The organism is Guptibacillus hwajinpoensis, assembly GCF_001039475.1.
GTDB lineage: Bacteria > Bacillota > Bacilli > Bacillales > Guptibacillaceae > Guptibacillus > Guptibacillus hwajinpoensis.
In genome coordinates this window covers 237,092-261,802 of sequence record NZ_LELK01000004.1, presented here as the reverse complement: position 1 = coordinate 261,802, position 24,711 = coordinate 237,092, and the positions used below count along the sequence as shown (strand labels likewise).

The window sequence follows — 24,711 nt, the reverse complement described above, 5'->3', positions numbered from 1 at the left end:
AAGAGTTTGTTGAGATCCTTTGAGAGGCTATCTATTCAGGCATCTCTTAAGTGAGAGTAGAGGAAGAACACAACGAAGATGTTGGTTAGCAATCGTTACTCTTTGTTTACTTGGTTCAATAACGTTGAAGGTTTTCGGGATATTGAATCCGAAATGAACAAGGACGTTTTACTACTTTTATTACTATACGTTAATCATACAGCACCTTATAGTTTTACCAGATTCTACGAGAATATTCAACATGAAATGAGCGATGCTGGTTATGACAGCACCACTCTTTCCTATTCTCTAAGCTCTAATTACAAGATCAGGTTTCTTTTTCAGGCTGTGTTTACCGTCAATAAAGCGGACTGTACCCGATTTTGCACGCATAACCACGGACTGTGTTGTTCCAGAAGTTCCCTTGAATCTTACACCTTTTAATAATTCACCATCTGTCACTCCTGTAGCAGCAAAAATGGCGTCTTCACCTTTTACGAGATCTTCCATGTAAAGAACACGGGATACATCTTCAATCCCCATTTGCTGACATCTAGCTAACTCTTCATCATTCTGCGGGAGAAGTTTCCCCTGTATTTCGCCACCTAAACATTTTAGCGCAACGGCAGCAAGCACACCTTCAGGAGCTCCACCAGATCCAAACAGAATATCAACTCCAGTATCGTCAAATGCTGTATTAATGGCAGCAGCCACATCTCCATCTGATATCAGCTTAATTCTGGCGCCGGCAGAACGAACTTCTTCTATAATCTTTTCGTGGCGCTTACGGTCTAATATGACCGCCACACAATCTTCTATTTCTTTCCCCTTCGCTTCAGCTACTGCTTTCAGGTTATCAAGCACGGAAGCGTTAATATCGATTTTACCTACCGCAGATGGGCCTACTGCAATTTTGTCCATGTACATATCAGGGGCATGCAAGAGGTTCCCGTGGTCTGCAACAGCAAGTACCGCAAGTGCGTTCCATGTTCCGGCAGCTACAATATTCGTGCCTTCAAGTGGGTCAACTGCAACATCAACACGCGGACCATAGCCTGTTCCAAGCTTTTCCCCAATGTATAGCATTGGTGCTTCGTCCATCTCACCTTCACCAATAACAACTGTTCCTTTCATTGGCACAGTGTCAAATACGTCTCGCATAGCTGTTGTTGCTGCATCATCAGCTTCTTCCTTCTTACCTCGACCCATCCAACGAGCTGAAGCAAGTGCAGCGGCTTCTGTTACCCTAACTAGTTCCATCGATAAACTTCTTTCCATCGTGCTCTCCTCCCCGATTTAAAACGATCTCTGTTTTTAAAACGCTTACACGAAAAGATTACAGAAAGGCGGTTTGCACCGCCACTTCTGTTGCATACTACTTTAAGAGCTTTCTACTTCTTTCAATTCTTCCTGATCGAGCTTTTCTCGCCAAACTCGTGCACCAAGGTTATTTAGCTTCTCTACTAGTCGCTCATATCCTCGATCAATGTGCTCAAGTCCGGATATTTCTGTTACGCCTTCAGCCATCAGTCCAGCTACAACAAGCGCTGCTCCAGCACGTAAGTCTGTTGCGCGCACCTTAGCTCCCTGAAGCTTAACTGCGCCATTAATAATAGCGGAACGGCCTTCCACCTTCACGTTTGCTCCCATTCTGCGAAGCTCGTCAATGTGCTTAAACCTTGCTCCATATATCGTATCCGTTACAATGCTACTACCTTCAGCGTTCGTTAGTAACGATGTGAACGGCTGTTGAAGATCTGTTGGGAATCCTGGATAAACGAGGGTTTTCAAGTCTACGCTTGTCCATCCTTCACGCGGAGACCTTATATACACCTGATCTTCATTCGTTTCCACCTTCACACCCATCTCACGGAGCTTCGCAATGAGCGATTCAAGGTGCTGTGAGATGACATTATCAATGACAACTTCGTCTCCCATCGCAGCTGCCATAATCATATAAGTTCCTGCCTCAATTCGGTCAGGAATGATTGAATGATAGCAGCCACTGAGCTCGTCTACCCCATCAATTCGGATAACGTCCGTTCCAGCACCTTTGATCTTTGCACCCATGCTTGATAGAAGTGTTGCAACATCAATAATTTCAGGTTCTTTTGCAGCATTTTCGATTACTGTGCGGCCTTTCGCACGAACAGCAGCAAGCATAATATTAATTGTTGCTCCGACACTAACTACATCAAGGTAAATGCGCGCACCTTTTAATTCATCAGCACGGAGGTAGATTGCACCTTGCTCATTTGTTACTTTTGCACCTAATGCCTCAAAGCCTTTAATATGCTGGTCAATCGGGCGCGGACCAAGGTTGCATCCGCCAGGAAGTCCGATGACCGCTTTCTTAAAGCGCCCTAACATCGCACCCATTAAATAATAAGAGGCGCGTAGCTTTTTCACTTTCCCATTCGGCAAAGGCATAGCAATCATATCCTGTGGGTTCACAGTTAATGTATTTCCATTCAATTCAGCTTGTCCACCGATCTCTTCAAGAAGATCACGGAGAATTCCCACGTCAGAAATGTTCGGTAAGTGATCAATCGTGACAGTGGAATCTGCTAAAATAGCCGCCGGGATTAATGCAACCGCGCTATTTTTGGCACCGCTCACTTGAACGGTTCCACTTAAACGGTGACCTCCGGCGATCATCAACTTTTCCATAATGGTCTCCCTTCTTCGTCCGCATCTCATTCCTCTAACATTGTCGAAATTTGATACTTCTTAAGAATAGTATGGGCAAAAACAGGAAGTTCATGCCAATTTGTTCTTGTTATTCCATCTCTTTTTTTGCTTCTTCCCAATCAGTAAGGAATTGGTCAATCCCTTTATCTGTAAGAGGGTGTTCAAGCATTTGTAGAACGACTTTAAGCGGCATAGTTCCAATGTCAGCACCGCGAAGGGCTGCCTCTGTTACATGTAGAGGATGACGAATGGATGCAGCAATAATTTCTGTTTCGATACCATGTACAGCGAATAGATCCGAGATTTCAGAGATGAGATCAAGACCGTTGTGCCCGATGTCATCTAGACGTCCAAGGAATGGTGAAACGTAAGAAGCTCCTGCGCGGGCAGCTAGCAATGCCTGATTCGCTGAGAACACAAGCGTGACATTTGTTTTGATACCAGCTTCAGAGAATGCTTTAACAGCTTTCATCCCTTCACGATTCATTGGCACCTTCACTGTAATATTTGGCGCAATATCAGCTAGTTGCTTTCCTTCCTCAATCATTTCTTCTGCTGTCGTCGAAACAACTTCTGCACTAACAGATCCAGATACAAGGCTTGTAATTTCTCTAAGGCGGTCATGAAAATTCACTTTTTCTTTCATCACCAAAGAAGGATTTGTTGTTACTCCAGCAACAACACCCATGTCATGTGCTTCTTTAATATCATTTAGGTTTGCAGAATCTATGAAAATTTTCATTACGTATGTCCTCCTTCAATTTAGAAAGCGTTTACGAGAAAAATTTTAACATATTTTGTTTAATGTTAGACGATTTGAAGGTAAATAACTGAAAAATAGTCGCAAGGTAGTAGATGGGGGGTTAAAACGGAAATCAGAAACCGCTCGAAGCCGAGCGGTTTTGATGATCCGATTTTAAGAAGTTTATGCTTTGTTAGAAGAACCGAACTCACGCATTTTGCCGATTACTGTTTCTTTAATCGCGTCACGTGCTGGTCCCATGTATTTACGAGGATCGTAAAGGTCAGGCTTCTCTTCAAGAACAGAACGAACTGCTCTAGCAGAAGAAATTTGGCTTTCAGTGTTCACGTTGATTTTAGCATGTCCAAACTTGATCGCTTTTTTAACGTCAGCTGTTGGAATACCAGTACCGCCGTGAAGTACTAGAGGAACACCAGTCATTTTGCTGATTGTTTCCATGCGGTCGAATCCAAGGTTAGGTTCACCTTTGTAAGGACCGTGTACAGAACCAAGTGCAGGTGCGAAGCAGTCTACACCAGTTTCGTTGATAAGGCGCTCGCACTCTTCAGGAATCGCGTAAGCAGCATCAGCGTCTTCAACAACTAGATCGTCTTCTTGTCCGCCGATACGTCCAAGTTCAGCTTCTACAGAAACACCAACTGCGTGTGCAGCTTCCACTACTTTAGAAGTAAGTGCGATGTTTTCGTCTAGAGGGAAGTGTGAACCATCGATCATAACAGAAGTGAATCCAGCGTTGATCGCTTGCATACACTTCTCGAAGCTAGAACCGTGGTCAAGGTGGATTGCAACTGGTACTGTAACCTTGTACTCTTCCATAAGAGCTTCAACCAATGTCACGATTGTTTTGAATCCGCCCATGTAACGAGCAGCACCTTCAGAAACACCAAGGATAACTGGTGATTGTTCTTCTTGTGCAGCTTGTAGGATCGCTTGAGTGAACTCAAGGTTGTTAAGGTTAAATTGGCCAATTGCGTAGCCTTCTGCTTTACCTTTTTCGAGCATTTCTTTCATAGAAACTAAAGGCATAATAAATCCTCCTCAATATAATTTAGAATTGCCAGGCTTTGACCTGGACCATCTTATTAAACCCAATACCTGCCGTTGAAGCATGCAGATGCATCCAGAAAAAACTGTCTTCTTCAAGATGGCACAAACATCGTTATTTTATGTATGTCCCGTTCCAAGAATTTTCTGCTAATCCGAATCCATGACCTCTACAAACTCTTCAAAAACACGGTTCTATTATAGCATATCAAATGTATAAAAGAAGGGGAAAAAGCTTGATTTAATGGGATTTGTTTATGTAAGCGCTACCTCTCATTGAGAGAGCGCTGCTAATTCTTTTTTCACTGAAGCTTTAATTTCATCAATATCAAATGGTTTCGCAAAATGAGTAATGGCGCCAAGGTCCATCGCTTCGTGAATCATGTCCAATTCACCGTAAGCTGTCATGATGATAACCAGTGCTCTTGCTTCCATCTTCTTGATTCGTTTCAAAATTTCAAGTCCATCCATTCCAGGAATCTTCATGTCTAAGATAACTAAATCAGGGTCCTCACTTTTAACGATCGAAAGGGCTTGTACACCGTTCGCTGCCTGAAATGTTTGATAGCCTTCTTTTTGAAAAATTTCGTTTAGAAGGATTCGAATGCCATATTGGTCATCTACTATTAATATTTTCTCCATGTGTGAGCCACCTCTTCTTTTCAGTTAGTCTTTTAGTCTTAGTGAGTTAATTCGATTAAAGTTGACAAATCCCTTCCTGATTATAACTTTCAAGCAGGAATTCGCAAGGAAACGTTGTACGCGTTATAATGGAGAACGCTGGTTTTTTGTTTTTGCGTTAAATAGCTGGCGCTTTTCACTATGAAAGTAGTGGTTGATTTACGCTACAGGTGCTCGCTTTCCGCGGGGCGGGCGGTGAGCACCTTCCGCTCCAATCAACTTTGTATTGTTGTTGAAAACATTCAATACCTAAAGTCTTTTAGAAATAAAGTAAGCCAAAAATCGAGCGTATTCTTTTAATGAGTTCTTTATCAGTAGTAATGACATCATAATTACAAATACAAATCAAATAAAAAATTTCAAGACAGAAAATGAGAGATCGAAAGGTTGTGGGCAGGATGATGAAGATATTTACTACGCAATTGATGGGTAAGTTTAAGTTGATTCAAGATGATCATGAGATGGTGATTGAAGATATTTCGCGTTTGTTTGCTCAGACGATTAATGGTGGAGGGACGGTTTATTTTAATGGTGAGCATGAGCTTCAAGGTGCTGCACTAGAAGCTGTTTATGGGTCTGAAAAGTTGCCTTCTTGTTCTATTCTACATGATCCATCCGATTTAACGGAAAAGGATTGCGTTATTTTATTTAGTCGATTTAATGATGATCAAGATGCTGCAGATCGAGCGAGTATGTATAAAGAAACAGGTGCAGCTGTTGTAGGTGTTTCGGCAACGCGAAAGGATGCACTACCTGCTCTCGAGGAAAATGTGCATTTCCATATAAACACGGGACTTACGTCTGGACTTGTTCCAAATGATGATGGTGAGCGTGTTGGATATCCGTCTCTCCTCACTTCTCTCTATGTGTACCATGCTCTTTATTTAACAACGAGAGAAATACTAGAAGAACACGGATACGAATTCTAATATAATTAAGTTAACTTAAGATAGAGTTGATTTCCGCTGCAGGTGCTCGCTTTCCGCGGGGCGGGCGGTGAGCCTCCTCGGCACGCTTTGGCGTGCCTGTGGGGTCTCACCTGTCCCGCTAATCCCGCAGGAGTCGAGCACCTTCCGCTCCAATCAGCTATATGTAGTACTTATATAAAACTTCTCTAAAAAATTATTGTTGATCTATACGCAAAAAAACATCCACTTCAACGTTGAAGTGGATGTTTTTAATATTATCTATTATTAGCGATTGTTGCGCCGATGAATTCTTTAAAGAGCGGCTGTGGACGTGTTGGACGTGAAGTGAATTCTGGGTGGAATTGTGATGCAACGAACCAAGGGTGGTCTTGCACTTCAACAACTTCAACAAGGCGTCCATCAGGACTAGTTCCTGAGAAGATAAATCCTGCCTCTTCCATTTGAGCACGGTATTGATTACTGAACTCATAACGATGACGGTGACGCTCGTATACAACCTCGTCATTGTATGCTTCATATGCCTTTGTGCCTTCAATAAGCTTACAAGGATATAAGCCAAGGCGTAGTGTACCACCGAGGTCCTCAATATCTTTTTGCTCAGGAAGAAGGTCAATAACAGGGTATTTAGTTGTTGGCTTGATTTCAGCAGAGTGAGCACCTTCTAGGTTCAATACATTGCGTGCAAATTCAACTGATGCAAGCTGCATACCAAGACAAATACCGAGGAAAGGAACCTTGTTTTCACGCGCATATTGAATAGCCGTGATTTTCCCTTCAATTCCGCGATCACCGAAACCACCAGGTACAAGAATACCATCAACATCTGAGAGAAGCTCATGTGCATTCTCTTGTGTAACTGTTTCAGAGTTAACCCATTTGATATCGATATCCGCATCAAAAGCATATCCTGCGTGTTTCAACGATTCTACGACAGAGATATAAGCATCTTGAAGGGCAACGTATTTACCAACAAGGGCAATTTTCGTTTTCCCTGAGAGGTTCTGAACCTTCTCAACGAGCTGATTCCACTCTTTCATGTCAGCTTCTTGACAGTTCAATTTCAAGTGACGGCACGTAATTTCATCGAGCTTCTGCTCTTGAAGAGCTAGTGGAACTTTATAAAGCGTGTCAGCATCTAGTGCTTCGATAACCGCATGCTCATCAATGTCACAGAACAACGCAATCTTATCTTTCATTTCCTGTGGAACCGGCTGCTCTGCACGAACAACGATTACGTTCGGTTGAATACCAAGGCTACGAAGCTCTTTAACGCTATGCTGTGTTGGCTTTGTTTTCATCTCACCAGCAGCTCTCAAATAAGGAAGAAGCGTACAGTGGATGTACATCACGTTCTCTTTACCGATATCGCTCTTGATTTGACGAATCGCTTCAAGGAAAGGAAGGCTTTCGATATCTCCAACCGTTCCGCCGATTTCTGTGATAACAACATCTGCGTTCGTTTCGTTGCCAGCGCGGAAGATGCGCTCTTTAATCTCATTTGTAATGTGAGGAATAACCTGAACTGTTCCTCCAAGATAATCGCCACGACGCTCTTTACGAAGTACAGTCGAGTAGACCTTACCAGTTGTTACGTTCGAGTTCTTTGAAAGATTAATATCAATAAAGCGCTCGTAGTGTCCAAGATCTAGATCCGTCTCAGCGCCATCATCCGTTACAAATACCTCACCGTGCTGATATGGACTCATTGTTCCTGGATCGACGTTAATGTATGGATCGAACTTTTGAATCGTTACGCTCACGCCACGGTTCTTTAAAAGACGTCCAAGAGATGCTGCTGTTATTCCTTTACCTAGCGATGATACTACGCCGCCTGTTACAAAAATATACTTCTTCTGTTTGCCTGCTGTCATATTTATGCCCCCTCATGGTTTGTATTCTGCCCTTCTTGAAAGGAAGAGGATTCATCCGAAACGGTTGATTTTAGATTTTTTTAAATAAAATCAATGCAGATGGTTAAAATGAAATAAATTTATTGGAAGGTTCACTTACTGGGTTTTAGTCGCTCATTAGAGTCACACTGCTTATATTAAAAATAAATTTGTTTTCGTAACAATGGTTTCTATAAGCATAGTTTTTTCACAAGGCTCGTAAACTTCGTTGCTCTTACTGAATAGCGAATGATTTCCGCTCCAGGATGCTCGCTTTCCGCGGGGCGGGCGGTGAGCCTCCTCGTCGCTTACGCTCCTGCGGGGTCTCACCTGTCCCGCTAGTCCCGCAGGAGTCGAGCATCCTTCCGCTCCAATCAGCGAAGTATATTGTTTATTCAACATTTGTTTCAAAAGCAACAATCTTTTAGAACAGAGCCTTTCACAAAACCTGTTTCAAAAACTCTTTTTAGTAATGAGACAAAAACAAAAAAAACAAAAGTGGCACCTGTCCCATAAATGAGGGGGCACTTTTGTTTTCATATCGTATCTATAAGTATATTAGTTTATTGGTGAAGCCCAAAAATGATTCTACCGATTTCGTTACTGAAAGTCAAGATGCGACAGAAATTATTTCTTGTCTTCTTCTGAATCGTCTTCTACGTCGTCATCGTCGTCTTCATCAATGTCTTCATCATCTAAATCTTCTGTATCATCATCGAAGTCATCGTCGTCGAAGTCATCAAGATCATCAACTTCTAGGTCTTCAAGATCATCTTCTGCATCTTCATCAAAACCTAGCTCGTCATCATCGCTAGACTTCTTGCGTTTCTTCGGCTTGATTGTTGTTGCTAGCTCTTCCTGTGATTGCTCAACAGGATACCAGCCTTTTAATCCCCACTGGTTGTCTCCAAGCGTAACAAAACGGCCGTCTGTATTTAAGTTTGTGTATACTTCTGCAAGCATTTCTTGAAGCTGAGCAGAGCTAAGCCCTTTCATCTTCCCGATTTGATCCATTAGTTTATAGAAAGAAACGGGTTTCTTCTCATCTTGCAAAATGAAATACATAATATCAATCATCGATGTTTCTTGAATGTCTTCAGCAGATAGTTGCTTTAAGCTACTCACGATATCGGCACTCCCTTTCCATTATCTCCTACGCTATTTAATTGAACGACTCAAGGCTGTCTAGTAGAACAGGTTGAGAAACTAGCTTATCGCTCATTCATAGCATTTATTACGTCTAACTTGTTGATTCTAATACAAAACATACCATTCATTATAAACAAATTTCAGCAATCTATGCTACGATTTTTAAACAAATCTATTGAAATGGCTGTTTTGCAGACCGCGTTCCTTTGAGAGAAGGGGTGATTTCCGCTCCAGGTACTCGCTTTCCGCGGGGCGGGCGTCGAGTACCTTCCGCTCCAATCACCTTTGAAGTGTGGATCTTTTAAGAAAATCCACTTCAAAACAACAACCTTTTAAAAGAGAGGCATTAAAAATAGAAGGATCAATCCTGTAAACTCTCCCTTTCCTTCAGTAATTCTTGGCTTTCCTCCAACGAAAAGGAGGAAGGCTTCCCTTCCTCCTACAATAATATGAACGCTTGCATTTGACAAGTTGTTAACCGTCTACATATTTCGACGGTATTTCCCACCAACTTCATAGAGGGCTGTCGTGATTTGACCGAGACTCGCAACCTTAACTGTTTCCATTAATTCTTCGAAAATATTTCCTTTTGTAAGGGCAGCACGCTTCAAGCGATTGAGCGCTTCATTTGTCTTGTCAGCATGCTCTCCTTGAAACTGTTTCAAATTGCTAATTTGTTGCTCTTTCTCTTCTTTACTCGCTCTCGCAAGTTCCATGTTCCACTCTTCTTCTGCAGGTGGATTCGGATTTTTGTACGTATTCACGCCAACAATCGGAAGCTCTCCACTATGCTTAAGCATCTCATAATGCATTGATTCCTCTTGAATCTTACCACGCTGGTATTGCGTCTCCATTGCCCCAAGAACGCCACCGCGTGCGTTTATGCGTTCAAATTCCGTTAGCACAGCTTCTTCAACAAGGTCCGTTAGCTCTTCAATGATGAAGGAGCCTTGAAGTGGATTTTCATTTTTCGTTAATCCATGCTCTTTCGTAATAATCATTTGAATTGCCATGGCGCGACGAACGGATTCTTCCGTTGGCGTTGTAACAGCTTCATCATAAGCGTTCGTGTGAAGCGAGTTACAGTTGTCATGAATCGCCATTAACCCCTGCAACGTTGTGCGAATATCATTGAAGTCCATCTCTTGTGCATGTAGCGAGCGACCGGACGTTTGCACGTGGTATTTCAATTTCTGACTTCGAGCATTTGCGCCGTACTTCTCCCTCATAACAGTAGCCCAAATTCGACGCGCCACTCTTCCAATAACGGTGTATTCTGGATCTAGACCGTTACTGAAGAAGAACGATAAATTAGGTGCGAACTTATCAATATCCATACCACGGCTCAAGTAATATTCAACATACGTGAAGCCATTTGCGAGCGTAAACGCAAGCTGAGAAATCGGGTTCGCTCCCGCTTCGGCAATATGATAGCCAGAAATCGAGACAGAATAATAATTTCGAACGTTTTCGTTAATGAAGTACTCCTGAATATCTCCCATCATTCGAAGCGCGAATTCTGTTGAGAAAATACACGTGTTCTGGCCTTGATCTTCTTTAAGAATATCAGCTTGAACCGTACCACGAACCGTGCTGAGCGTACTTGCCTTAATATCTGCAAGCTCCTCGTCTGTTGCTTTACGCCCTTCATTTTCTTCGAAACGATTGATTTGCTGCTCAATTGCCGTATTCATGAACATCGCAAGAATGATTGGTGCAGGACCGTTAATTGTCATCGATACAGACGTTGTTGGTGCACATAGATCGAAGCCTGCATAAAGCTTCTTCATATCATCAAGCGTACAAATGCTAACCCCGCTCTCGCCAACTTTCCCGTAAATATCTGGTCGATAGTCTGGATCTTCTCCATAAAGGGTTACTGAATCAAATGCGGTACTAAGACGCTTGGCATCTTCGTTCTCAGAAAGATAATGGAAGCGGCGATTAGTTCTTTCCGGCGTTCCTTCTCCTGCGAACTGACGCTTAGGATCTTCCCCTTTTCTCTTAAACGGAAAAACACCGCCTGTATACGGGAATGAGCCCGGTACATTCTCTTTCAATACCCAGCGTACGATTTCTCCCCAGTCTTCGTACTTTGGAAGAGAAACTTTCGGAATATCAAGTCCTGAAAGACTTTTCGTTGTTAATTCTGTAACGATCTCTTTATCTCGAATAACTGTCACAAATTCCTTGCCGCTATATTTCTCTTTTACCTCTGGCCAGCTCTCAATGATTTTTCTCGTTTCAGCATGCATGTCATCCATATTCTGATCTTTCATGGCTGTTAGCATGGTAATCGTCTCATCATTTCTTTCTGAACTCTCGATCATCTCAATGGTTCCTTGAAGCTGGAACGCTTTCCGAGCAAGCTGTACTTGCTTCTCCACGTATTCATGGTAGCGACGAACAGACCCTGAAATATCCTGTAGATATTGCTGACGCTGAGGTGGAATGATTAAGTTTAATTTCTCAACGATATCGCTCGTTTCAATATCTGTCGCCCAATCATTGCGGCATTTGCGATGAATTGTATCAACGAGTGCTTTAAAAAGCGTATTTGTTCCTGGGTCATTAAATTGACTCGCAATCGTGCCGTATACAGGCATCTTATCAAGGCTTTGTTCGAAAAGCATATGACTGCGCTGGTACTGCTTCTTCACATCACGAAGTGCATCTTCAGAGCCTTTTCTCTCGTATTTATTAATAACAATTAGATCTGCAAAATCGATCATATCAATCTTCTCAAGTTGTGAAGGCGCACCGAATTCACTCGTCATCACATACATTGAAACATCGGCAATTTCAACGATCTCGGCATCCCCCTGGCCGATACCGCTTGTTTCAATGATGATCAAGTCATACCCAGCCGCTTTCACAACCGTTAGTGCTTCTCTAATCGAAAGCGAAAGTTCAGTTTTGGATTTACGCGTAGCAAGACTTCTCATAAACACACGATCGTTATGAATCGCATTCATGCGAATACGGTCTCCTAGAAGAGCGCCGCCCGTCTTTTGTTTCGTCGGATCAATCGATAGAATCGCAACAGTTTTCTCATTAAATTCATTAATAAAACGACGAACCAGCTCATCTGTTAAGGAGCTTTTCCCCGCTCCACCCGTACCTGTAATACCGATGACTGGTGTTTCAGTTGCCATGGATTTCAGCTTATCGAATACCTTCTCAGCTGTAGCTGCTGTCTCTTCTGTTCTCTCTGCTCCATAGCTTTCAGCAAGTGTAATCAGGCTTGAGACTGCCTGAGGATCGCGTTCGTGCAGACGATCAATCTGGTTATCAACCTGCTTAAATGTCGGAAAATCACATTCTCTAATCATTAAATCGATCATTCCCTGAAGACCAAGATCGCTTCCATCATCAGGTGAGAAAATACGAGAAATGCCGTATTCATGTAGTTCCTTAATTTCTTTCGGAATAATAACGCCACCACCGCCGCCGTAGATCTTAACGTGTGAAGCGCCTTTTTCTTTTAAGAGATCATACATGTACTTAAAGTATTCCATGTGTCCGCCCTGGTAAGACGATATCGCAATCCCCTGCGCATCCTCTTGAATCGCAGCATTCACAACCTCTTCAACGGAACGATTATGACCTAAATGAACAACCTCTGCCCCGCTAGACTGTAAAATTCGTCGCATAATATTTATGGACGCATCATGACCATCAAACAAACTTGAAGCGGTTACAAAACGAACGTGATGAACCGGCTTATACGTTTCCATAACACTCACTACTATTCCTCCTCTAAACGTTATTCGCTTCAACAGGATTTAGCGCTTGAATCAGAAAAGCTTCCTGCATCTTCGTGTATTCTCCTATTGAATAATGATCCCGTAGCGCCCAGCGTCTGAACACCCACATCTGACCTTGAACGAGGATATTATGAGCAGCCCCGTATATTTCATCATCTGAGAGAGTAAGCTTTCCTTCTGCAACGCACTCTTCAATCAGCTTTTCAAAAATTTCAGCCATGCCAAGTTCCTTTTTAAGCACATATGGAAGTGTTTCACGTGGAAGAGACTTTGCTTCCTGGTACATGACAAGCACTTCATCCTGCATATCATCCATCACATGATAAAACGCATGAAGAGCCTGTCGTAACCGTTCAATTCCAGTAATGTTCGGCTTTAACTGCTCTTCTAGACGCTCACGAACTTCATCATAAATGCTGTCACAAACAAGGTAGAGCACATCTTCTTTTTTGCGAATGTATTCATATAGCGTTCCGATGCTAAATCCAGCCACCCGTGCGATTTCTCTCGTCGTTGTACGATGAAATCCCTTTTCTTTAAAAAGGGACACCGCCGCCTTAATCATCTGTTCACGCCTTTTCTGGATGAGCTTTTCATCCTTCACCATCGAAGGAACGTTCTTTTTCACCTTCCCATCCCCTTCCTCTTAGCGATTGTCGACCAACATAATCCTCAAGCAGCCGGACCGCCGCTGAGTAAGGGTCAACTGAACCACTCGTCACTTCTTCGATCCAGCTTTTGTCGCGAGACTCTTCTTGCTCAACGAGTTTTTTCATCATTTCCGCATGAACGACTTCAATGACTTCACGTTCTAGTGATGTCTTACGCCTCGCTTCTCGTTCACCTGACTTCTTGCTGTATGCAAAGTGTATTTGCATCTTCTCCCAGAGCTCTTCAAGACCTTCGTTTCTCACCGAAACAGTTTTCACAATCGGTGGCCGCCACGGCGCGTCATGCTTCACAATATCAAGCATGCTCTCAAGCTCAGCTAGTAGCTTCGGCACCCCTGACAAATCGGCTTTATTCACAACAAAAAGATCGGCAATCTCCATGATGCCTGCTTTGAACACTTGAACAACATCACCACTACCAGGATTCAACACGACCGCAATCGTATCAGCAATTTTCATAATATCGAGTTCTGATTGGCCAACTCCAACGGTTTCAATTAAAATCACGTCGAACCCAAACGCATCCATCAGTCGAACCGTTTCTTTCGTTGTACGTGATAAGCCACCAAGACTTCCTCTCGTTCCCATGCTACGGATGAAAACGCCAGGGTCAGTAAAATGCTCCGCCATGCGCACCCGATCCCCAAGTAAAGCACCACCGCTAAATGGGCTTGTAGGGTCGACCGCAACTACTCCAACGGTTAAACTCTGTTTCCTAAGGTAAGTAATAAGCCTGTTAACGAGCGAGCTTTTACCAGCACCGGGTGATCCTGTCATTCCAATATAATGAGCGCGTCCCGTCATTGGATGGATATCCTTCAGCAGCTCTAGCTTTTCTTCCGAATCATTCTCAACAGTGCTAATCGCTTTCGCAAGCGCTCGTTCATCCTGATTTGAAATTCGTTCTGCGAGTGGATGCATTGCTTTCACCCTTCTTAATCAGCCATCAACATTCTTGAAATAACCAGACGCTGGATTTCATTCGTTCCTTCGTAGATTTGCGTAATCTTCGCATCTCTCATATAGCGTTCAACTGGATAGTCCTTCGTATAACCATAGCCACCAAACACCTGGACAGCTTCAGTTGTAACTTCCATTGAAATGTCACCAGCATATAGCTTAGACATCGCTGATTCTTTGCCGTATGGAAGTCCCTGACTTTCCTTCCATGCTGCTTGATAAGTTAATAGTCTTGCAGCTTCGATTTTCGTTGCCATATCAGCAAGCTTGAAACCAATTCCCTGATTCTCACCGATTGGTTTACCGAACTGCTTACGCTCTTTCGCATATGCAGTTGCCGCATCAAGTGCACCCTGTGCAATGCCGACTGCCTGAGCTGCAATTCCGTTACGACCACCATCCAGTGTTTTCATCGCAATCTTGAAGCCCTGTCCTTCATCGCCAAGACGATTTTCAACTGGCACACGGCAATCTTCGAAAATAATTTCTAGTGTTGGAGATGAACGAATGCCAAGCTTTTTCTCCTTCTTACCCATTGAGAATCCTGGCGTATCTTTTTCAACGATAAATGCCGTGATCCCCTTATGACGCTTTTCTTTATCTGTTTGAGCAAAAACGATATAAATATCTGCTTCCCCACCGTTTGTAATAAAGATTTTCGATCCGTTCAAGATGTAATCATCGCCATCAAGTTTAGCCGTTGTTTTCATGCCGCCTGCATCTGACCCTGATCCCGGTTCAGTTAGGCCGTATGCGCCCATTAATTTACCTTCTGCCATCGGACGAAGGAATTTCTGTTTCTGCTCTTCCGTTCCAAATGCATTTACAGGCCATCCGGCAAGGGATGTGTGAGCAGAAAGCGTAACGCCTGTCGAAGCACAAACGCGAGATAACTCTTCTACTGCAATCACATAACTTAAATAGTCAGACCCAATGCCACCATACTCTTCAGACCACGGGATTCCTGTTAAACCAAGCTCCGCCATTTGTTCAAACAAGTTGCGATCAAAACGCTCTTCTTCATCACGCTCTGCAGCAGTTGGTTCAACTTCCTTTCGTGCAAAGTCGCGCACCATTTTACGTAGCATTTCATGTTCTTCTGATAGTTGGAAATTCATATGTTTTCTCTCCTTTAGGTGGTTTGGACAATAAAATGAGATTTTGGACAATATATCTCGGATTTGGCTAATAAAAAGGCAATTTGGCTAATATATTTGATTTTTGGACAATAAAGCGGGTTTCCGCGGCTATTTTCTAGCGGAGTAGGTTCCTACTAATCACGATCTTCTGTATTTCACTCGTGCCTTCATAGATTTCGCATACTTTTGCGTCTCTAAAGAGGCGCTCGACTGGGTAGTCTTTTGTGTAACCATATCCGCCGTATACTTGAACGGCTTCGATTGAGGCTTTGACGGCTGCTTTGGATGCGAAGAGCTTTGCCATTGATACTTCCTGCATGCACGGTGTGCCGTGGTTCTTTAAATCAGCTGCACGATAGGTTAATAGTTTCGCTGCTTCTACGTCCGTTGCCATGTCAGCGAGCTTGAAACCAAGTCCCTGATTCTGGCCAATCGGCTTGCCAAACTGCTCGCGTTCTTTTGCGTAAGCCGTTGCGTAATTCAATGCCGCTTCTGCAATTCCAAGAGATTGTGCAGCGATTCCGATTCTGCCGCTTTCAAGGTTCGCCATCGCGATTTTAAATCCCTGACCTTCTTCACCAAGACGATTTTCAACGGGGACACGGCAATCTTCGAAAATGATCTCGACGGTGTTTGATCCGTTTAGTCCCATTTTCTTTTCCTTTTTGCCGACGCTAAACCCAGGCATATCCCGTTCGATAATAAAAGCAGTTACACCTTTACTTCCTTTTTCATCTGGATTCGTGCGTGCGAAAGCAACATACGTATCCGCTTCGCCACCGTTCGTAATGAAAATTTTCGAACCGTTCAAGACATAGTGATCGCCATCACGGACCGCGCGGGTTTTCATACTACTCGCATCTGAGCCTGAACTCGGTTCTGTTAAAGCAAATGCACCAAGGTACTCACCTGTCGCAAGTTTCGGAACGTACTTCTGCTTCTGCTCTTCTGATCCAAATGAAAGGATTGGCAGTGTGCCAACTGAAGTGTGGACAGAAAGAATAACGCCTACGGTTGCACTGACTTTGGATAATTCATGAATCGCAATAATATAAGAGGTATAGTCCATTTCAGAGCCGCCATAGGCTTCTGGAATCGGGATACCCATTAATCCGAGCTCGCCCATTCGTTTAATTAGTTCCCGTGGGAATCGATCCGTTTCTTCCATTTCCTCAACGATTGGCGCAATTTCTTTCTCAGCAAAATCACGGACCATCTTCTGCATCATCTTTTGCTCTTCCGTAAATACAAGCTCCATGCTCGTTCCTCCTCGTGGTGTTAATCCTGGTATTGGTAGAAGCCTCTTCCTGTCTTACGTCCGAGCCAGCCGGCTTTCACATACTTACGAAGAAGCGGGCATGGGCGATATTTATCATCGCCGAATCCTTCTTGAAGCGTTTCCATAATATAAAGACAAGTATCTAGACCAATAAAATCCGCGAGCGTAAGTGGTCCCATTGGATGATTCATTCCTAGCTTCATTACGCTATCAATGTCCTCTGGAGACGACACACCTTCATACACCGTATAAATGGCTTCGTTAATCATTGGCATCAGAATCCGGTTGGAAACGAAACCAGGGAAGTCATTTACTTCCACCGCTGTTTTTCCGAGATCGACTGCTAACTTCTCAACAGCCTGATAACTCTCATCAGTCGTCGCTAGGCCGCGAATGATTTCAACAAGTTTCATAACAGGCACCGGGTTCATGAAGTGCATTCCGATTACTTTCTCAGGACGCTTCGTAACCGCTGCGATTTCTGTTATTGGTAGTGATGATGTATTTGTTGCGAGTATCGTATGCTCTGGTGCGATTTCATCAAGACGCGAGAAAAGGTTTCCCTTCACTTCCATGTTCTCAACTGCTGCTTCAATGACAATATCAACGTGCTTCGCATCGTGAATATCTGTTGTTGGCTTCAAGCGATCCATCGTTCCGTTTAAATCGTCCTGTGTAATTCTCTCTTTAGACACTTGCTTAGAAAGATTTTTCTCAATTCGTGCTAGCCCTTTGTCGATATACTCCTGCTTTAAATCGTTCAAATAAACGGTGTATCCAGCAGCTGCACATACTTGTGCAATGCCGCCACCCATTTGTCCTGCACCGATTACCATAATTGTTTTGATTTCCATCATCATTCCGCCTCCTATACCTGAACCATAATTGCGTCACCTTGGCCGCCACCGCTGCAAATTGCCGCAACGCCGATACCACCGCCACGTCGTTTTAATTCATGAATAAGTGTAATTAGAATTCTTGCTCCACTAGCCCCAATTGGATGTCCAAGCGCCACTGCACCACCGTGCACATTTACTTTTTCTTCATCAAGCGAAGAAATTTTGCCGCTTGTTAACGCAACTGCTGCAAAAGCTTCGTTAATTTCAAAAAGGTCAATCTCTTCAAGCGTCTTGCCTGTTTTCTTCAATAGTTCATTGATGACGAGACCAGGCGTTTTCGGGAAATCTTTTGCTTCCACGGCGATGGCTGTATGAGCTAAAATGGTTGCCATTACTTCTTTGCCTTCCTTTGCAGCACGGTCTTCAGACATGAGGACAAGCGCCCCAGCTCCGTCGTTTACGCCAGGTGCATTTCCTGCTGTGATCGTTCCATCTGCACCAAAGACAGGCTTCAGCTTGCTTAATTGTTCAGGCGTTGTGCCTTTTCGCGGTGCTTCATCATGTTCAACAACAAGTGGATCACCTTTACGCTGAGGTACTTCAACTGGAACGATTTCTTCAGCGAAAATGCCTTCATCCATTGCTTTCACAGCGCGCTCCTGACTTCTAGTCGCCCAGCGATCTTGTTCTTCTCTTGATACTTCATACTCTGCTGCTGTTGTGTTGCCGTATACACCCATATGACAGCCGTCAAATGAACACGTAAGCCCGTCATGAACCATCAAGTCAACGATCTGCTTATCACCCATTCGCATGCCCCAGCGTGCATCTTTCATAATGTAAGGTGCATTGCTCATCGATTCCATTCCGCCTGCTACAATCACTTCTTCATCACCAGAACGGATAATCTGATCACCGAGCGTCACACTGCGTAGGCCTGATGCACATACTTTATTAATTGTTTCAGTTTTTACTTCCCATGGGATACCAGCGTGTCTAGCTGCTTGACGAGACGGAATTTGTCCCTGACCTCCTTGAAGAACAGACCCCATAATCACTTCACCAACTGAAGCAGGATCAACTCCTGCACGCTTCAACGCTTCTTTAATAGCTGTTCCACCAAGCTCTGATGCTTGTATTGACTTTAATGCTCCGCCAAACTTACCAAAAGGTGTTCTTACTCCACTTACAATGACTGTTTTACCCATCTGTAAAACCTCCTCAGATTATTGAAAACGCTATCATAATAGGGTAAAGCTCGACTGAACGCTCGCTCACCTTATCCTCAAAGAACAAAGGAAAGAGCTCATACAGGTTGTTAAAAAAACCTGCATAAGCTAACCCTCCTGAAACTTTCTATCAATTTATTGAACGATCGCTTCTTTTTGGACGATGGATCGCTCAAGAATCTCAACGATATCAAGCGTCGCCACTTCTTCTTCTACTTCTTTGGCTTTCGTTCCATCGCTCATCATCGTTAAGCAATATGGACACGCACTTCCAATGACAGAAGGCTTCACACTAAGTGCCTGCTCAGTTCGCGTCACGTTGATGCGAGAGCCTGTGTCTTCTTCAGTCCACATCAATCCGCCACCAGCGCCACAGCACATGCCGTTTTCACGGTTACGATCCATTTCGATGACTTCTACACCTGGAATGCTACGTAGAATCTCACGTGGTGGATCATAAACTTCATTGTATCGACCGAGGTAACACGAATCGTGATAAGTGATTCTCTCGTTTACTTCGTGTTTAGGCTTCAGCTTTCCTTCTTTAATCCAGTCATACAATAGCTCGGTATGATGGAATACTTCCGCTTCAAGCCCGAACTCCGGATACTCGTTTTTCAACGAATTATAAGCATGGGGATCGATTGTAACAATCTTAGTAATGTTATGTTTCTGGAACGTCTCAATATTCTTTTGAGCAAGATCCTGGAATAGGAACTCGTTCCCCACTCGTCTTGGCGTATCGCCTGAGTTCTTCTCTTTATTACCGAGAATAGCGAATGAGATGCCTGCTTCGTTCATAATCTTCGCAAAGGAAGCAGCAATCTTTTGGCTACGGTTATCGTAAGAGCCCATTGAACCAACCCAGAAGAGGTACTCAAACTCTTCGCCAGCTTTTTCTTTCTCTTTCACTGTTGGTACAACGATATCATCACGCATATCGCGCCAGTTCTCACGCTCTTTACGGCTGATGCCCCATGGGTTGCCTTGACGTTCGATATTTGTAATCGCTCGCTGTACATCGCTATCCATCTTCCCTTCCATTAAGACAAGGTGACGACGCATATCGATAATTTTATCAACGTGTTCATTCTCAACTGGACACTGATCTTCACAGTTACGGCAAGTTGTACAAGCCCAGATTTCTTCTTCTGTGATAACGTTACCAATTAACTCATCACTAACAAGTCCTTCAGCTGTTGCTGCCGTCTCTTGCTGACCACGCGATTGATAAGCAATCTGGTTTCCTGCTGTATTTGAGAATGCATAAGCAGGTACCCATGGTGTTCTGGATGTAACGGCTGCACCTTTTTCAGTTAAATGATCACGAAGTTTCACAATTAAATCCATTGGTGAAAGAATCTTACCTGTTGCTGTTGCTGGACACATGTTTGTACATCTGCCACATTCAACACAAGCGTATAGATCGACAAGCTGCTTCTGATTAAAGTCTTCAATCTTATTCACACCATACTCTTCCTGACTCTCATCTTCGAAATCGATCGAAGCAAGCTGACCGACTTTGTTCGTACGACCAAGAAATACGTTAACAGGTCCAGCAATTAAGTGTGCGTGCTTAGACTGCGGTACGTATACCATGAACGTTAGAAGAACAAGAAGGTGAATCCACCAGGAGAAGAAGAACAGTGCAATGGCTGCTGTCTCATTAATCCATGAGAAGAGAAATGCAATTCCAGAAGCGACAGGTGCACTCCAAGTATACTCAAGATCATGCCAGAGAATTTCCATACCATTTCCAAATAGAACAGAGATCATTAAAAGTCCGATAAACAAAAGAACGAGTCCTGCTTTGAATCCTTTTTTCAACCTTGCTATCGCTTCGATATAACGGCGATAGAATGCCCATACAACGGCTGTCAAAATCATAAGCGTTACAAGCTCTTGAAAGAACGTAAACGCTGGATATAAAGGTCCAAGAGGAAGATGTGATTCTGGCGATAGACCTTTAATAACCATGTCAATCGCACCGAATTGAACAAGAAGGAAACCATAGAACATCATCACATGGATGGTTCCACTCTTCTTATCTTTTAATAATTTCTTTTGCCCGAATACTTTGACCAGAATCGCTTCTAGTCGTTCTTTCATGGAATGATCAAATTCTGCTTTCTTTCCTAGCTTGATGTATTCATACCTTGTTTTCACAACATAACCAAACAAAGAGAACGCGTAAGCGGTTACAAGAATGAAAGCAATCCAGTTGGCGATCAATAAAGCATCCATGTTGGCAAACCTCTCCTTTCATGTCATTCCTTCTCGTTAGCACGCTTTACGATATCTGAACAGTCGAATGAACAGATCATTTATGAAAACGCTTTTAAGTCAGAATGAAAGTAATTTTCTGACTACAGTATAACACAAAATAAACTGAATGAGCATTCAGTCAGAGAAATATTTTTACTTTTTTCTAATTTAGGACAAACTAGGACGACACTAGGATTGATCGGAGGGATTTGGAATGAGATTTGTACTGGCACTTATACTAGCTATCATCATATGGATCGCGATTGATCTTATTCTGGGATCTCAGAAAAGACGTCATGTCCCCTCTTCTTCCAAGTTAACGATGCATGGCAATATTGAATTTATCGCTGATGGTGAAGACTTTTTTGAGATGTTGCTTGAAGATGTTGATAAAGCTAACCAGCATATTCATATGATGTTTTATATTTTTAGAGATGATGAAACCGGCAAGAAATTCATTCATAACCTATGCCAAAAAGCATCTTCTGGTGTAAGCGTCTATGTACTTGCAGATTACGTTGGAAGCCATGGTCTGAAGAAATCTACCATCGAGCAAATGACATCATGCGGTGTTCATTTCTCTTTTTCACGGAAAATCCAGTTGCCTTTTCTGTTTTCCTCTATAAACAATCGAAACCATCGTAAAATTACTGTCATCGATGGGAAAATCGGTTATGTAGGTGGTTTTAACGTAGGCGATGAATACGCTGGGAGAAAACCGAAATTTGGGTATTGGAGAGACTACCATCTTCGCGTAACTGGAGAAGCTGTAAAAGGCTTGCAGGAGCAATTTCTAATTGATTGGAAGGCGGATAACACACCATTAGAAGAAGACGAGACTTTTTATCCAACTTTGCCTAAAGGCGAGACAGAGATGAAATACCATATTACAAATGGATCTGGAGTTAAAGAATCATTTGCGGACTATATTAACAAGGCCACCACCTCCATCATTATTGGTTCGCCATACTTTATTCCTGGTCATATGGTCCAAGATAGTCTCGTTCGTGCCATTCGTCGAGGTGTATCGGTTAAATTGATCCTTCCAATGAGAGCCGATCACCCGCTCGTTAAGGAAGCATCTTATCATTATCTAGTCGAGTTACTTGAGGAAGGCGGAGAAGTTTACCAGTATATGAACGGTTTCTATCACGCAAAAGTGATGATCGTCGACAATCGAATTTGCGATATAGGTACAGCTAATTTTGATAAGCGAAGTTTCCACATCAATAGTGAGATCAATTGCATCTTCGAAAGTTCCGAGGTTCTATCTCAAGTAATGGAAGTGATTAACAGCGATTTCATTCAGTCAGAGCGCCTTGATCTTGCACGACTTAAAAAGCGGACAATAAGCAACAAGTTCATTAGTCCCTTCGCTCGACTCCTGAGCCCCTTTTTGTAGTAAGGATGTGCGGAGAGTTGTTTTGTTTCAGTGTGAAAGGGAATAAACCACCAGACACATCGGAGAAAGGAATGCCATCCTATGCAACTGCGCTTCGGCTATGTTTCTAATGCGCTTGCCCTCTATGAAGCGTCACCTGCTAGAACGATGACGTTTGCAAGTTGGTCCAAGCTCTCGAAAGAAGAGAGAGAAACAAAGCTTCACTCAATTACGGATACAAACCTCACAAATACTTTAAGAGCGCTTCACTATAATATTGCTCATGAAATCGAATTATATCGGATGTCTTCTTCCATCGTCCCCCTTGCTACTCACCCGGAAGCAACGTGGGATTACATAACTCCTTTTCGTGATAAGTTCAAGGAAATTGGTGATCTTGTTAAAAAGCATAAACTTCGCGTAAGCTTTCATCCGAATCAGTTCACCTTATTTACAAGTCCGAAGCAACATGTCACTGATAATGCAATTGGTGACCTTGATTATCACGTTGCCATGCTTCAAGCAATGGGTCTTGATAAACGCGCGATTACAAACATTCATATCGGCGGAGCCTACGGCGATAAAGAAGAAACGCTCAAACGTTTCCACAGAAATTTTGATATGATTCCAGAACCTATTCGATCGCACGTTACACTTGAGAACGATGATAAAACATACAACGCTATCGAGACACTTGAGACATGTGAGCACACTGGTGTCCCTTTTATATTTGATTATCACCATCATATGGCCAATCCAGGTGAAGGGCTTCCTGAAGATTTTCTCGAGCGTGTTCACAAGACGTGGAAGTCACACAACATACGGCCTAAATTCCATCTCTCATCACCTAAGTCAGAGAAAGCTTACCGTAGTCACTCAGATTATGTAGATCCTGAGTTTGCTCTCCCTTTCATCAACATGTTGAAAGAGTACGGTGAAGACGTAGACATTATGATTGAAGCAAAGAAAAAAGACCTCGCTGCACTAAAGCTAGTCGAAGATCTTTCATCTGTTCGCGGTGTAAAACGACTTAACGGTGGCTCAATTCAATGGAAGTAACAAACTTAGAAACAATATGATTTAACTCTGCAGAAGACTTTGTAGGCAGCTCATGAAACGCGGCATCAATTCGCACCAATTTGCTATGTGGGATATACTTTTTGTAGATCGTTTGATACCGATGAAAATAAAAGGCGCGCTCCCCCGTTACGTGAAGAAACGGAACATGGAGCGTGCTTAGTTTGTTTGTACAAACATAACGACGACCCTCTTCATAGAATTTCTCAAGTAGGTTAGGATTCGTGCTAACGATGTACCTACGCAGCATTTTAAACTCCGCTTCAGTCCTCGCATGTGCTTTCGCTATGCCCCAGGAAAGAACATCAAGCTTATGAACAAGCGCCTTACCTATTCGGAATTCAGCTTGAAGAAACATATCGCTTACCTCTGAAAATCCCCCACACAAAATAAGTCCAGCTACTTTTTCTTGATGGTGGATACAAAACTCTTGAACCACACTCCCACCGCTGGAATAGCCAAGCAACACAGCTTTTTCAATGCCAAGTTCACTCATTAAATGGTGTAAATCATTTGCTAGCAAAGAAATTGAGAAGTCTTTTGACCCTAGACCACTTCTTCCATGACCTCGCATATCAAAAACAATGACCCGAAAATGCTCAGCAAGCTTTTCCTGTTCATGAAAAACAACATGTCCCATTCCAGGTGGATGTAGGAAGATGATCGGAAGACCGCTCCCTTTGTCTTCGTAATATAAGTCAATATCATCTATCTTTACATATGCCAATCAGCTAACCTCATTTCTTTATAACGAAAAAAAGCCAGACATCCACTCAAAAGCTTTAAACCCTAGATAGATGCCAATAATCCCCGCAATTCCTGCAAAAGCTGGTGGAGCTGGAATCGGAAGCTTTAAGATTGCAAAAATAAGTCCCACTATAAATCCCGTTAATGTTGCAATTAATACCGTTTTCATACTTTCACCTCTTTCTAAAAGTATGACCAAATGGATAATGCATTATGAGAAAGGATCGGCTGT

Annotated in this window: 20 protein-coding genes; 3 read left to right on the top strand and 17 right to left on the bottom strand. The window is 43.0% G+C overall.

The window, feature by feature from the left end:
• Positions 1-288: 288 nt before the first annotated feature.
• The 5 genes from glpX to AB986_RS11720 all read right to left on the bottom strand — a co-directional run bounded on the left by glpX (position 289) and on the right by AB986_RS11720 (position 5,119).
• Positions 289-1,257, bottom strand: coding sequence for a class II fructose-bisphosphatase (gene glpX / locus AB986_RS11740; protein WP_048311344.1), 969 nt, complete (start codon positions 1,255-1,257; stop codon positions 289-291).
• 102 nt (positions 1,258-1,359) lie between these two features.
• A complete protein-coding gene (murA, locus tag AB986_RS11735; RefSeq protein ID WP_048311343.1) occupies positions 1,360-2,649 on the bottom strand; it encodes a UDP-N-acetylglucosamine 1-carboxyvinyltransferase in 1,290 nt (429 codons plus the stop codon).
• 109 nt (positions 2,650-2,758) lie between these two features.
• Positions 2,759-3,412 (bottom strand): fructose-6-phosphate aldolase, encoded by a 654-nt coding sequence (gene fsa / locus AB986_RS11730; RefSeq protein ID WP_048311342.1) that lies wholly within the window; start codon positions 3,410-3,412, stop codon positions 2,759-2,761.
• Positions 3,413-3,595: 183 nt separating this feature from the next.
• A complete protein-coding gene (gene fba / locus AB986_RS11725) occupies positions 3,596-4,459 on the bottom strand; it encodes a class II fructose-1,6-bisphosphate aldolase (protein ID WP_048311341.1) in 864 nt (287 codons plus the stop codon).
• A 291-nt stretch (positions 4,460-4,750) separates the two neighbouring features.
• Entirely contained in the window at positions 4,751-5,119 is a 369-nt protein-coding gene (locus AB986_RS11720) for a response regulator (RefSeq protein ID WP_048311340.1), read from the bottom strand.
• A gap of 437 nt (positions 5,120-5,556) precedes the next feature.
• Between AB986_RS11720 and AB986_RS11715 the strand changes: the two genes are divergently transcribed.
• The gene (locus AB986_RS11715) at positions 5,557-6,087 is read left to right on the top strand and encodes a DUF2529 family protein (protein ID WP_048311339.1); all 531 of its coding nucleotides are present in this window, start codon (positions 5,557-5,559) and stop codon (positions 6,085-6,087) included.
• 254 nt (positions 6,088-6,341) lie between these two features.
• Here AB986_RS11715 and pyrG read toward each other — a convergent pair whose 3' ends face one another.
• The 10 genes from pyrG to AB986_RS11665 all read right to left on the bottom strand — a co-directional run bounded on the left by pyrG (position 6,342) and on the right by AB986_RS11665 (position 21,253).
• Positions 6,342-7,958, bottom strand: coding sequence for a CTP synthase (pyrG, locus tag AB986_RS11710; protein WP_048311338.1), 1,617 nt, complete (start codon positions 7,956-7,958; stop codon positions 6,342-6,344).
• A 645-nt stretch (positions 7,959-8,603) separates the two neighbouring features.
• Positions 8,604-9,101 (bottom strand): DNA-directed RNA polymerase subunit delta, encoded by a 498-nt coding sequence (rpoE, locus tag AB986_RS11705; protein WP_053216145.1) that lies wholly within the window; start codon positions 9,099-9,101, stop codon positions 8,604-8,606.
• A 506-nt stretch (positions 9,102-9,607) separates the two neighbouring features.
• A complete protein-coding gene (gene icmF, locus AB986_RS11700; protein WP_048312817.1) occupies positions 9,608-12,862 on the bottom strand; it encodes a fused isobutyryl-CoA mutase/GTPase IcmF in 3,255 nt (1,084 codons plus the stop codon).
• 22 nt (positions 12,863-12,884) lie between these two features.
• Positions 12,885-13,499, bottom strand: coding sequence for a TetR/AcrR family transcriptional regulator (locus tag AB986_RS11695; protein WP_048312816.1), 615 nt, complete (start codon positions 13,497-13,499; stop codon positions 12,885-12,887).
• Complete coding sequence (gene meaB / locus AB986_RS11690; protein ID WP_048311337.1) at positions 13,486-14,484, bottom strand: methylmalonyl Co-A mutase-associated GTPase MeaB; 999 nt, start codon at positions 14,482-14,484, stop codon at positions 13,486-13,488. The genes AB986_RS11695 and meaB overlap by 14 nt, the downstream gene beginning before the upstream one ends.
• A gap of 14 nt (positions 14,485-14,498) precedes the next feature.
• Positions 14,499-15,641 carry an acyl-CoA dehydrogenase gene (locus AB986_RS11685; protein WP_048311336.1) on the bottom strand — a complete coding sequence of 381 codons (1,143 nt, stop codon included), beginning with the start codon at positions 15,639-15,641 and terminating at the stop codon, positions 14,499-14,501.
• A 136-nt stretch (positions 15,642-15,777) separates the two neighbouring features.
• Complete coding sequence (locus AB986_RS11680) at positions 15,778-16,920, bottom strand: acyl-CoA dehydrogenase (protein ID WP_048311335.1); 1,143 nt, start codon at positions 16,918-16,920, stop codon at positions 15,778-15,780.
• Positions 16,921-16,940: 20 nt separating this feature from the next.
• Positions 16,941-17,795 carry a 3-hydroxybutyryl-CoA dehydrogenase gene (locus AB986_RS11675; protein WP_048312815.1) on the bottom strand — a complete coding sequence of 285 codons (855 nt, stop codon included), beginning with the start codon at positions 17,793-17,795 and terminating at the stop codon, positions 16,941-16,943.
• Between the two features lie 14 nt (positions 17,796-17,809).
• Entirely contained in the window at positions 17,810-18,988 is a 1,179-nt protein-coding gene (locus AB986_RS11670; protein WP_048311334.1) for an acetyl-CoA C-acetyltransferase, read from the bottom strand.
• 156 nt (positions 18,989-19,144) lie between these two features.
• Positions 19,145-21,253, bottom strand: coding sequence for a (Fe-S)-binding protein (locus tag AB986_RS11665; RefSeq protein WP_048311333.1), 2,109 nt, complete (start codon positions 21,251-21,253; stop codon positions 19,145-19,147).
• Positions 21,254-21,488: 235 nt separating this feature from the next.
• Between AB986_RS11665 and cls the strand changes: the two genes are divergently transcribed.
• Both cls and uvsE read left to right on the top strand, forming a co-directional pair.
• Positions 21,489-22,676 carry a cardiolipin synthase gene (gene cls / locus AB986_RS11660; protein WP_048311332.1) on the top strand — a complete coding sequence of 396 codons (1,188 nt, stop codon included), beginning with the start codon at positions 21,489-21,491 and terminating at the stop codon, positions 22,674-22,676.
• An 81-nt stretch (positions 22,677-22,757) separates the two neighbouring features.
• The gene (gene uvsE, locus AB986_RS11655; protein WP_048311331.1) at positions 22,758-23,714 is read left to right on the top strand and encodes a UV DNA damage repair endonuclease UvsE; all 957 of its coding nucleotides are present in this window, start codon (positions 22,758-22,760) and stop codon (positions 23,712-23,714) included.
• Here the strand turns inward: uvsE and AB986_RS11650 are convergent.
• The gene (locus tag AB986_RS11650; protein WP_048311330.1) at positions 23,686-24,459 is read right to left on the bottom strand and encodes an alpha/beta fold hydrolase; all 774 of its coding nucleotides are present in this window, start codon (positions 24,457-24,459) and stop codon (positions 23,686-23,688) included. The genes uvsE and AB986_RS11650 overlap by 29 nt on opposite strands.
• Before the next feature lie 18 nt (positions 24,460-24,477).
• On the bottom strand, positions 24,478-24,648 hold the full coding sequence (locus AB986_RS21745; protein ID WP_084006528.1) for a XapX domain-containing protein: 171 nt from the start codon (positions 24,646-24,648) through the stop codon (positions 24,478-24,480).
• Positions 24,649-24,711 lie beyond the last annotated feature (63 nt).